This window comes from Pseudoalteromonas sp. NS-SX12 (assembly GCF_057367955.1).
Genome location: NZ_CM170634.1, coordinates 1724865 through 1737409, shown reverse-complemented (window position 1 = coordinate 1737409; position 12545 = coordinate 1724865). Strand labels below are relative to the sequence as shown.

Genomic DNA, 12545 nt, shown 5'->3' with positions numbered 1-12545 from the left:
CGGATTTCCTACTTAATTGTTATTAGTATAAGCGAAATAATTAACCAAATGCGGACGAACATCAATAGCTAATCGCTGACCATAAGCATAGCGCTGATGTTGCGTGCATGGAATTTCAAGTTCTTGTTGCCCTAGTTTTACACGACATAAATAGCGGTTACCAACAAAACGGCTCGCAACAAACTCGCCTACTCCTTGTTCGTTTTCGCTTAAAGTTAAATATTGAGGCTTTAAGTATATACAGCCTTTTCCTGACACTTCATCTTGGTCATTGGTAACAGGTTCAAGTGAAGTAATCGTACCAAACTCAGTTTTAAATTCAGTGCTCGATGTCGCTTCTGCATCGATAAAAATACCAGCACTTAAAAATGCCGCAACACCTTTTGTCGCAGGTTTGCGATAAAGTGCTTCTGCTGTGCCTAATTGTGCAATTTTGCCCTCTTCCATGATCGCCAATTTATCAGCAAAAGCAAAAGCTTCCTCTTTGGAGTGGGTTACAAAAATAGCGGAAACTTGCTGATCTTTAATAATACGGCGAATATCATCAATTAATTGAAAGCGTACTTGGTGATCGATATTGGAAAATGGTTCATCAAGCAATAATAAACTCGGTTTATATGCCAGTGCGCGAGCAATGGCCACGCGCTGTTGCTGACCACCTGATAATTGGTGAGGATATCGCTCGGCGAATGCCTCTAGCTTAATCAGTGACAGCATTTCTTTAACACGCTCGTTGCGTACACTCGAGGATTCTTTGTGTAAGCCAAACGCAATGTTTTGCTCAACGGTTAAATGAGGAAACAACGCATAGTCTTGAAACATCATACCGATATTGCGCTCTTGTGGCGGCACATAAAGCGAATCACCATTAACCGCAACTTGCGCAATAGAAATATCGCCTTTGCTAGGTTTCAACAAGCCAGCAATTGCTTTTAATGTAGTGGTTTTGCCACAGCCACTTGCACCGAGTAAACACACAATTTCATTGTCTTTTACCTGCAATGACAAATCTTTTAAGATCGGTTTGCCATTGTAGCTATATTCTAAATTGTTAATCGACAAATTACTCATGAGATGCTTTAGCTTCCATAGTGTTATTAACTAAATATAAAGGGATTAAACCGACAAGTACGATAAATAACGCCGACACTGAGGCAAGCTCAAGTTGCTCATCACTGACGTATTGGAAAACATAGGTTGCCAGCGTTTCAAAGTCAAAAGGGCGTAATAGCAGTGCCGCAGGTAACTCTTTCATACATTCAATAAATACAATTAAACCAGCAGTAAGCATACCGCGCTTAAGCAGTGGCATATGGACTCGGCGCAAGGTATTGCCAGCACTTACTCCCATTGAATGACTTGCCATATCGAGCGATGGTGAAATACGCGCATAGCTAGATTCAATGGCACCTTGTGAAATCGCATAAAAGCGCACAACGTAAGCAAACATTAAGGCAAAAATAGAACCACTAAACAACAATCCTGGTTCGGCAAACCACTGTGTTGATTCGGCAAAAATATTGAGCTGTTGGTCAAGTGCGGTGAGCGGCAGTAGCACTGCTATTGCTAATACGGTGCCAGGTAATGCATAACCAGTACTGGCAACTTTGCCTGGCACACCTGCCCAGCGCGATAAGCTTGAACGTTGATAGAAATTCACCAGCACACTTAAAGCAACGCAAACGAAACTAACGATTAGCGCTATTTTCAAGCTCTGCCAAGCATATAAAAACGCATCGCTATTGAACGCTTCACTAAAATAGCTCACTGCGTAGCTCATCAAAATAAGAATTGGCAGCACAAACCCTGCAAAAAGTATTAATGCACAATATGCTGTTGCTAACCACGCTGATTTTCCCGATAGGTAATAAAGTGGTCCGTTATTCTCACTTGCACCACGTTCAAATACCGCTTGGTTGCGTCGGCTAAATTTCTCTACGCCTATCACGACAAACAAAAACAGCAACATAATGCCGGAAATTTTCGCTGCCGCAGTAAGTGAATAGTAACCAAGCCAGGTATCGTATACTGCGGTTGTCAGGGTACTTACTGCAAAATAATTTACCGTTGCAAAATCTGCCATTGATTCCATGCTAATAAGTGCTAATGCCGCAGCAATTGCACCACGCCCTAATGGAATCGATACTTTAAAAAAGCTTTTAACGGGCGAGTAACCCATTACTTGGCTGGCCTGAACTAATTTATAAGATTGCTCTTTAAGTGCGGTTTTAAAAATCAAAAATAAATATGGGTATAGTACTAATGCAATCATTACGATTGCACCGCCTAGCGTGCGAATATCAAAAAACCAATAATCACTCGGTGATTGCCAGCCGAAAACCGCGCGCAACCATGACTGAATAGGGCCCGCATAATCAAATAAGTCGGTATAAATATAGGCGATAATATAAGTTGGCATTGCAAGTGGTAGCATCAATGCCCACTCAAAATGTTTTTTACCGGGAAAGTCGCTGTAGGCACAAAGCCATGCTAGTGGCAACGCAATCACACAACTGAGCAAACAGACACCAAAAATCAACACTATGGTATTAAAGGTGTAATCCCACAATACTGTTTGTTTTAAGTGTTCAAAGACTTCCTTATCAGGCTGGAAGGATTCAAAAATCAGGAACAATAACGGAAGCGACAGGCAAAAGCCTGTCGCGAAAGCAATAAACTGCCATTTAGACAGTGAAAAATTAAGGCGCATTAAAGATCAAATTTTACCTCGTCGATTAGCTTCAATGCCAATGGACGGTATTCACTTACCTTTGTTAATGGCAGTGCATCTTCCTTAAATTTGCCCCAAGACGCCACTAACTCAGACACTTCAACATCCGTCTTTACCGGATATTCCATATTCACTGAAGCATACATATTCTGAGCTTTGTTGTCAGTCATAAATTCGATTAATTTTAATGCGTTAGTCGTATTTTTACCATGCTTGGTTAAAACCGCACCAGATACATTGATATGTGAGCCACGATCTTGCTGATTTGGGAAGTTAATGTACACAGACTCAGCCCAAGGCACTTGCTTTGGATCGTTCAGCATTTTACCAAAGTAATAACTGTTACCGAGCGCTACATCACACAAGCCCTCTTTTACTGCTTTTACTTGTGCACGGTCGTTACCTTGTGGCTTACGAGCTAGGTTTGCTTTTAAACCCTTTAGCCACGCACGTGCTTCTGCCTCGCCATGATGCGCAATCATAGAAGCAACTAAGCCCAAGTTATAAGGGTGCTTACCTGAACGCATACAAATTTTGCCTTTGTATTCAGGTTTAGCGAGATCTTCATAGGTTAACGTGTCTAACTTACCAACACGCTCTTTAGACGAGTAAACATTACGTACACGTTTAGTCAGTGCAACCCAATTTCCTTCGTCATCACGAAATTGCTTTGGTACATTTTTTTCAATAACGTTACTTTTAATTGGTTGCACTAAGCCTTCATCTTCAAGCTGTAACAGCGCACTAAAGTTAGACGTAAGCACCATATCGGCTTTCGTGTATTTACCTTCTTTTTTAAGTTTTTCAATTAAACCTTTTTTGGCAAAAACAACTTTTGTTTCAATACCTGTCTCTTTTGTGAACTCTTGCAGAATAGGTTCAATTAAAAAGCCCTGACGATAAGAGTAAATATTAACAACATCTTTTGCTGCAACTTCACCAGCTGCTAGCAGTGCGAGTAATGCGATTGCTTTTTTCATATTCTAGAACCATTAATAAGAAGTATTATCACTTGAATTGTATCTATCTGATATTGAATGTACAGCGTTAAATGCACTCAATTTAATTAAATGAAAACAATTTTCAGTTAGAAGAGCAAAAGACATTAGCGAATTTAGCTGTAGGATATATCTCACAGAACACCCCTACTTATCTCAAAAAACGAGGTGCACACACGCACCCAAAATAGTTAACACCTTGTTTTATAAATATATAACCACGTCAAACTCTATATTTCAGCAATAAAACAAATTCACCAAGCCATTTTATATAGTTTTATTCAACAACCACTGCTCTAGAATTAACACTGTCAAAAGGAAATGGACTGAATTGACCTTACTTAGGATTAGTAAGCGGCAGGAGCTGGTAGGATTTACTAGATGGATTTTGGGCTAGGATGCCAAGGGAATTGATGGTTTACAGGATGTGGACCTTAAACGGATTTTTTTACAGGATTGTAAATAGGATAGATGGATTGAGCACGGATTTAGCTCATTGACGAGTCATGTCAAAATAGGGATATCAAGGATTGCACTAATCAAACAACGATATGTGCATAGCAGGACGCTAATAAGATTCCGTTAAGGCGCAGCTTTCAGCTGCGCTTTTTATTTGCCTAAAATTCACATATCACGTTTTGAATATGCGCTTTAAGCCACTAGTTTACTGCATTTCCCTTTCAAGAAATTGCTCCTTTCTAAAATCAACAATGCCATACTTCAAGTTTTAATCCCGTTATTACGGCACTAATTTACTGCGTTTACCCTTTAGCTTTAGGAAATTGCTCATTTCTAAAAACAGCAATGCCACACTGCAAGTTTTAATCCCGTTATTACGGCACTAATTTACTGCGCTTACCCTTTAGGTAAGCATTTCTAAAATCAATAAAGTGACGCTCTAACTTTTGAGACGCATCAAGCTCTCCTGCAAGCTCCAACACCATAATGGCCACTTCAGCAGTACCCAATTGGTGCTCAAATGCGGCAACACGTAAATGATATTCAGAGAGCTTTTCAGGGCTAATAGATAAAATCGGGAAACCGTCTAAATAAGGGCTTTTGCGAATCATTTTCTTCGCTTCACGCCAAGTACCATCTAAAAAGACAAATAACGGTTTTTTACCTGCAATACGACTGACCTGTTTAACAACCCGGTCTACTGGCATATTATCTTCAGGAAACACGATAAAGGGCTGGTATTTATCACTTTGTAATAAATCTAAAAGCGCTTTATCAGGTTCTGTTCTGTCCCAACGAAAGGCATAATTGTCAGGCACAATATCAGCAATTAAACGTCCTGTATTTGACGGCTTAAAACTTTCATTGTGATACATCAGCAAACAAACTGCAGCATCACAATTTGCCTCTTCGATACCATCGCAAATACATAAGGTTTCAGATAACAAACAATGCTCACAGCGCGATAATTTTGAACCACGCGCTTTATATTCACGCTTTGCTGCAGCGATCTGTTGTTGCCTAAGTGCTAATACTGAATTTTTCAATCGACCTCTCCCAAACAAGCGGCGTATTCTAACGTTTTTTGGCGCTTTGAGCTAATACTAAGCCGATGAACATAATCCAGATAATAAAAAACCCAGCACAGTGGCTGGGTTTTTCTAAAGAAGTGTTAGATTACTTCTTTTTAACTGCTTTTTTGTTTGGAAGGTCAGTGATTGAACCTTCGAAAATTTCAGCAGCTAGACCGATTGACTCGTTCAGCGTTGGGTGAGCGTGAATTGTTAACGCTAGGTCTTCACCATCTGCGCCCATTTCAACTGCTAGGCCGATTTCGCCAAGCATTTCACCTGCGTTGATACCAACCATAGCACCACCGATAACGCGACCTGAGTCTTTATCGAAGATAAGCTTTGTTGAACCTTCAGTACGTGCTGAAGCGATTGCACGGCCAGATGCAGCCCACGGGAATACCGCAGTTTCAATTTTAAGGCCTTGCTCTTTTGCTTCTTTCTCAGTTACACCTACCCATGCGATTTCTGGATCTGTGTAAGCGATTGAAGGAATACACTTAGGATCGAAGTAATGTTTCTTACCAGAGATAACTTCAGCAGCAACGTGTGCTTCGTGAACAGCTTTGTGTGCAAGCATTGGTTGACCAACGATATCACCAATCGCGAAGATGTGGTTTACGTTTGTCTTCATTTGCTTGTCAGTGTTGATAAAGCCACGCTCATCAACTGCAACGCCTGCTTTTTCAGCGTCAAGTAGTTTACCGTTCGGTGTACGGCCAACAGCAACAAGTACTTTGTCGTAACGAACAGCTTCAGCTGGTGCGTTTTTACCTTCAAATGAAACGTATAGACCGTCTTCTTTCGCTTCAACAGCAACAACTTTCGTAGAAAGCATTACGTTGAACTTGTTCTTAACGTACTTTTGGTAAATCTTGATAACGTCTTTATCAGCTGCTGGTACTAGTTGATCAGCAAATTCAACTACGTCGATTTGTGAACCTAGTGCACGGTAAACAGTACCCATTTCAAGACCGATGATACCACCACCTAATACAAGTAGCTTTTCAGGAACGTCTTTAAGTTCAAGCGCGCCTGTTGAGTCAATTACACGATCATCTTCTGGGATGAAAGGTAAGTTAACTGGCTGAGAGCCTGCTGCGATAATTGCGTTATCGAAAGTAACAGTAGTCGTACCGTTTTCGCCTTCAACAGCAATTGTGTTAGAACCTGTGAATTTGCCGTAACCGTTAACAACGTTAACTTTACGCATTTTCGCCATGCCGTCTAGGCCACCAGTAAGTTGACCAATTACAGACTCTTTCCATGAACGGATTTTGTCTAGGTCGATTTGAGGAGCACCGAAAGTAACACCGTGAGACGCCATTTCAGCTGCGTCATCAATTACTTTAGCTACGTGTAAAAGTGCTTTTGAAGGAATACAACCTACGTTTAAGCACACACCACCTAAAGTATTGCGTGATTCGATTAATGTTACATCTAAACCTAAATCAGCAGCACGGAATGCTGCAGAGTAACCACCAGGACCACCGCCTAGTACAACAACTTGAGTTTTGATTTCGTTGCTCATGTTATTACCTTAACTGTTATTCGAACGGGATAATACGAGAATTGTATCACCCAAACTCCTGCCTATTTATCTCAATTAACAAGACTTTGGGCAGATAAATTAATATTGCGCGAAATTCTAGCATTGCCGTTTACATATGTCGTGCAATTTTCAAGAGATTTCGTTCAATTAATACTATTTGCTATAAACAAAACGCATAACCGAAGTTATGCGTTAAGCTCTTTTCTTACATCACTAACTGGCGAATGTCGCTCAAGTAAGCTGCAAGCGTTGCAGTAAAGCGTGCTGCTAACGCACCGTCAATTACACGGTGGTCGTATGAACAGCTTAGCGGCACCATTAGGCGCGGCTCAAACTCTTTACCATTCCACTTTGGCTTCATGTCTGACTTTGACACACCTAAGATAGCAACTTCTGGCGCGTTTACGATTGGTGTAAACGCAGTACCACCGATACCACCTAGGCTAGAAATAGTGAAACAACCGCCCTGCATATCTGATGCAGTTAGTTTGCCTTCACGTGCTTTGCCAGAGATTTCCATCAACTCGCGAGATAGCTCAATGATGCCTTTTTTGTTCACGTCACGTACAACAGGAACAACTAGACCATTTGGCGTATCTACTGCAATACCAATATTTACATACTTCTTAAGGATTAAGCTTTCGCCATCTTCAGACAGTGATGAATTAAACGTTGGGAACTCTTCTAGTGCTTTAGCAGCGGCTTTCATTACGAATACTAATGGAGTGATCTTCACGCCCATTTTCTTCTTCTCAGCCATTACATTCTGCTCTTTACGGAATGCTTCTAGCGTCGTGATGTCTGCTTCGTCAAACTGTGTAACATGCGGGATCTGTACCCAGTTACGGTGTAGGTTTGCACCAGAAAGCTTTTGAATACGAGAAAGTTTCTTCTCTTCAACTTCACCAAATTTGCTGAAGTCTACTTTTGGCCATGGAATTAGGTTTAGCTCGCCACCGCCAGTGTTGCCACCTTTAGATAGCTGACCTGATTCAACTTGCTTCACTAACTCTTTCACGTAGTTTTGTACGTCTTCTTTAAGTACACGGTTCTTGCGACCCGTGCCTTTAACGCGCGCTAGGTTTACACCAAACTCACGCGCTAGGCGACGAACTACAGGTGATGCATGAGCGTATTGGTCGTTCGCTACAAACTCATCTTTTTGTGCTGAAGCTTTAGGTGCCGCTGCTGGCGCTGGTTTTGCCGCAGGTGCTGCCGAAGCCGCTTGTGCAGGTGCAGCCGCTACTGGAGCTGCTGCAGGTGCAGAGCCTTGCGTTTCAAATACAAATACCAGTGCGCCAGTCGATACTTTACCGCCAACTGCAACCTTAATTTCTTTAACCGTACCGGCAAACGGTGCTGGTACTTCCATAGAAGCCTTGTCGCCTTCTACGTTTAAGATTGATTGGTCAGCTTCAACCACATCGCCTACCGCAACCATAATCTCAGTGACTTCAACTTCGTCACCGCCGATATCTGGCACAAAAACATCGATAAGTTCTGCCGCTGCAGGTGCTGCTGGAGCAGATGCTGCTACAGGCGCCGCTGCAACGGGTGCTGCTGATGAACCTGTTTCAAATACAAATACTAGCGAGCCCGTTGACACTTTGCCGCCAACTGCAACCTTAATTTCTTTAACCGTACCTGCAAATGGCGCTGGTACTTCCATAGAAGCCTTATCGCCTTCTACGTTTAAGATTGATTGGTCAGCTTCAACCACGTCGCCTACTGCAACTAAGATTTCAGTAACTTCAACCTCGTCACCACCAATATCTGGTACGTGAACCTCAACTAATTCAGATGCCGCAGCTGGAGCAGGAGCCGCCGCAGGGGCTGCTGGTGCTTCAGGCTCGGCCGCTGCAGGTGCATCACCCGCAGCATCAAAAATCATAATTAAAGAGCCAGTGGCAACTTTGTCGCCTTCAGCTACTTTAATTTCTTTCACTGTACCCGCTTGTGCAGCTGGCACTTCCATTGAAGCTTTATCACCTTCAACTGAAATAAGAGATTGATCTACTTCAACTGTGTCACCTACCTTAACTAGGATCTCAGTTACTTCAACCTCATCTGCACCAATGTCTGGAACATGAATTTCGATTGCCATTCTATCTGCCTCTTATGCGTATAGTGGGTTAGTTTTCGTTGTGTCGATATCAAATTTCTTGATAGCGTCTGCCACAACTGATGCGTCAACTTTACCTTGCTTAACAAGCTCTGTAAGCGCAGCTACAACTACGTAACCTGCATTTACTTCGAAGTGACGACGTAAGTTTTCACGGCTGTCTGAACGACCGTAACCATCCGTACCAAGTACTTTGTAAGATGCGCTTGGCATAAATGCACGTACTTGATCAGCGTAGTTCTTCATGTAGTCAGTTGCCGCAATCGCTGGCGACTCACCTAGTACAGATGTGATGTAAGGTACTTTTTGCTCTGATGTTGGGTTAAGCATGTTGAAACGTTCAACATCTTGACCATCACGCGCAAGCTCATTGAATGAAGTTACCGAGAATACATCTGAACCAATACCATACTCTTCGCTTAAGATCTGACCAGCTTTACGTACTTCGTTTAAGATAGTACCTGAACCCATTAGCTGAACGTGTGCTTTGTCGCCTGCATTTTCTTCAAGCTTGTAGATACCCTTACGAATACCTTCTTCCGCACCTTCTGGCATTGCAGGTTGAGCGTAGTTTTCGTTCATTAGCGTTAGGTAGTAGAACACATTCTCTTGCTCAGGACCGTACATACGACGAATACCATCTTGTAAGATAACCGCTACTTCAAATACGAATGTTGGATCGTAAGAAATACAGTTAGGAATAGTACCCGCTTGAATGTGCGAGTGACCATCTTCGTGTTGCAGACCTTCACCGTTAAGCGTTGTACGACCAGCCGTTGCACCAAGTAAGAAACCACGTGCCTGTTGGTCACCTGCCATCCACGCCATGTCGCCAACACGTTGGAAACCAAACATAGAGTAATAGATGTAGAATGGGATCATTGGCAAGTCATTCGTTGAGTATGACGTTGCAGCAGCAACCCATGAAGACATTGCACCTAACTCGTTAATACCTTCTTGAAGTACCTGACCTGATGTTGCTTCTTTGTAGTAAGAAACGATGTCACGGTCTTGAGGCGTGTAATTTTGGCCATGTGGGTTGTAAATACCGATTTGACGGAACAAACCTTCCATACCAAAAGTACGCGCTTCGTCAGCAATAATAGGAACGATGTTTTTACCTACGCCTTTATCTTTTAATAAGATATTTAGCGCGCGTACATAACCCATTGTTGTTGAGATATCACGTTTTTGCTCTTCAAGTAGCGGCTGGAACTGTTCAAGTGTTGGCAGTTCAAGTGCTTGCGTGAAGTTAGGTAAACGCTGTGGTGTATAACCGTGTAATGCTTTACGACGTGCATGTAAGTATTCGTACTCAGCTGAACCTTCTTCAAGTTTCAAATAAGGAAGCTCAACTAATTGCTCGTCAGATACCAAGTCTTCAAGACCTAGACGTGAACGAAGGTGCGCAACGTGCGTCATGTCCATTTTCTTAACTTGGTGCGCGATGTTTTTACCTTCAGCCGCTTCACCCATGCCGTAACCTTTAACTGTCTTAGCTAGGATAACCGTTGGACGACCTTTCGTTTCTTGCGCTGCTTTAAATGCTGCGAACAGTTTTGAAGGCTCATGACCACCACGCTTAAGTGCGAAGATCTCTTCATCAGTCATATCAGCAACTAATGCAGCTGTTTCTGGGTAACGACCAAAGAAGTGTTCACGCACGTATGCACCATCTTTTGACTTGTATGTCTGATAGTCACCGTCGATTGTTTCATTCATAAGCTGAAGTAGCTTACCAGTCGTATCTTTCGCAAGTAGTAGATCCCAACCAGAACCCCAAACTACTTTGATAACGTTCCAGCCAGCACCTTTAAATAGACCTTCAAGTTCTTGAATGATCTTACCGTTACCCATTACTGGGCCGTCTAGGCGCTGTAGGTTACAGTTGATTAGGTAACATAAGTTATCTAGTTTCTCACGCGCAGCGAAAGAAATGGCACCACGTGATTCTGGCTCATCCATCTCACCGTCACCTAAGAACGCATATACGCGCTGCTCGTTCGTCTCTTTAAGACCACGACCTTCTAGGTATTTAAGGAAACGCGCTTGGTAAATAGATGCGATTGGGCCAAGACCCATAGATACCGTTGGGAACTGCCAGAATTCAGGCATTAATTTAGGGTGCGGGTATGAAGAAATACCGTTGCCATCAACTTCTTGACGGAAGTTATCAAGCTGCGCTTCTGTTAAACGGCCTTCTAAGAAAGCACGTGCGTAGATACCCGGTGAAATGTGACCTTGGTAATAAACTAAATCACCACCGTCTTTCTCGTTTGGTGCACGGAAGAAGTGATTAAAACACATTTCGTAGAATGCAGCTGAAGACTGGTAAGACGCCATGTGGCCGCCTAGCTCTAGGTCTTTTTTAGATGCACGTAATACGATCATGATCGCATTCCAGCGCACGATTGAACGAATACGACGTTCAATTGTAGTGTCACCTGGGTATGCAGGCTCTTGATCTGCAGGGATAGTATTCACATAGTTAGTTGTGATACCAGTTGGCATATCTACGCCATCAAGACGAGCTTGTTCTAGAACTTGTTCAAGTAAAAATTGTGCGCGTTCAACGCCTTCTTCTTTTACTACTGACTCAAGCGCCTGCAACCACTCTTGGGTTTCTAACGCGTCAACGTCAATTTTATTGACTTCAGACATATGGAGTGTTCCTTATGTTTAAATTCAAATTTATCCCTAACAGATAAATCGAGTTATGTTTCAAATCGTTTAATTTTTTTGCGAACGACGTAAACTGCGCTCAATACGAGAGTGCTCTTTACCCGCTTGCAATAAAGCTTCTTCAATAAAGGCTAAGTGTGCATTACTTGCATCACGTGCTTTATCTGGTTCACCTGTAATCACAGCATCAAATAAGGCTTTTCGGTGTTCTGCCAGCTGCGTTTTAACATCTGATTTTTGCACTAACACCATTAAATTCTGCTGAATATTTTGCTCAAGTAATGATTTCATACCGCGGATCAAATGCAATAACACCACGTTATGTGATGCTTCTGCTACGGCAAAATGAAAGGCATTAATCATTTTAGCTTGTGTTTCAATATCATCAGCTGTTGCAATGGCATCAAAACATTTAGAAATATATTCAAAATCTGTGTCTGTTCCGCGCAGTGCTGCATAATATGCAGCAATCCCTTCTAATGCATGACGAAACTCAAGCAGATCAAATTGTGATTCAGGGTGTTTCGAAATCAAATCAAAGAGCGGATCTGTCATGCCACCTTCAAGCTGATTTTTTACATAAGTACCACCGCCTTGACGACGGGTAACTAAGCCCCTTGCTTCAAGCTTTTGAATTGCTTCACGTAAAGAAGGACGAGAGACTTCGAATTGCTTTGCTAATTCGCGTTCAGGCGGTAGCTTTTGACCAGGCGCAAGCGAGCCCTCAAGAATCATATTCTCAAGTTGCTCTAAAATAACATCCGACAGCTTAGCTGCTTTTATCTTAAATGACATAGGCTTATAAGGTAACCTTCTGTTTTCCTGTTCCTAATCAAACAAATATAGTGTTAAATTTGCGAAAGGTAAATTGGTCATACCAAAATTAGCGCTTAAATTATCAGAAATACGGTGAATAGTCAAAATTATCAAG

General features: G+C 42.2%; 8 protein-coding genes. All 8 read right to left on the bottom strand.

Annotated features, from left to right (window positions below; translation table 11 throughout):
• Positions 1–12: 12 nt before the first annotated feature.
• The 8 genes from AC2IOM_RS08095 to pdhR all read right to left on the bottom strand — a co-directional run bounded on the left by AC2IOM_RS08095 (position 13) and on the right by pdhR (position 12409).
• The gene (locus tag AC2IOM_RS08095; RefSeq protein ID WP_486358070.1) at positions 13–1071 is read right to left on the bottom strand and encodes an ABC transporter ATP-binding protein; all 1059 of its coding nucleotides are present in this window, start codon (positions 1069–1071) and stop codon (positions 13–15) included.
• A complete protein-coding gene (locus tag AC2IOM_RS08090; RefSeq protein WP_010561732.1) occupies positions 1064–2710 on the bottom strand; it encodes an ABC transporter permease in 1647 nt (548 codons plus the stop codon). The genes AC2IOM_RS08095 and AC2IOM_RS08090 overlap by 8 nt, the downstream gene beginning before the upstream one ends.
• On the bottom strand, positions 2710–3711 hold the full coding sequence (locus tag AC2IOM_RS08085) for a Fe(3+) ABC transporter substrate-binding protein (RefSeq protein ID WP_100913887.1): 1002 nt from the start codon (positions 3709–3711) through the stop codon (positions 2710–2712). The genes AC2IOM_RS08090 and AC2IOM_RS08085 overlap by 1 nt, the downstream gene beginning before the upstream one ends.
• An 851-nt stretch (positions 3712–4562) precedes the next feature.
• Positions 4563–5234 (bottom strand): tRNA-uridine aminocarboxypropyltransferase, encoded by a 672-nt coding sequence (locus AC2IOM_RS08080; RefSeq protein ID WP_010561734.1) that lies wholly within the window; start codon positions 5232–5234, stop codon positions 4563–4565.
• A 130-nt stretch (positions 5235–5364) separates the two neighbouring features.
• Positions 5365–6789 carry a dihydrolipoyl dehydrogenase gene (gene lpdA, locus AC2IOM_RS08075; protein ID WP_010561735.1) on the bottom strand — a complete coding sequence of 475 codons (1425 nt, stop codon included), beginning with the start codon at positions 6787–6789 and terminating at the stop codon, positions 5365–5367.
• Positions 6790–7015: 226 nt separating this feature from the next.
• Positions 7016–8914: a pyruvate dehydrogenase complex dihydrolipoyllysine-residue acetyltransferase gene (gene aceF, locus AC2IOM_RS08070; protein ID WP_486358069.1), complete on the bottom strand. Its 1899-nt coding sequence runs from the start codon at positions 8912–8914 to the stop codon at positions 7016–7018.
• Positions 8915–8926: 12 nt separating this feature from the next.
• Positions 8927–11593 (bottom strand): pyruvate dehydrogenase (acetyl-transferring), homodimeric type, encoded by a 2667-nt coding sequence (gene aceE / locus AC2IOM_RS08065; RefSeq protein ID WP_486358068.1) that lies wholly within the window; start codon positions 11591–11593, stop codon positions 8927–8929.
• Between the two features lie 69 nt (positions 11594–11662).
• Entirely contained in the window at positions 11663–12409 is a 747-nt protein-coding gene (pdhR, locus tag AC2IOM_RS08060; RefSeq protein ID WP_274761587.1) for a pyruvate dehydrogenase complex transcriptional repressor PdhR, read from the bottom strand.
• Positions 12410–12545: the final 136 nt, after the last annotated feature.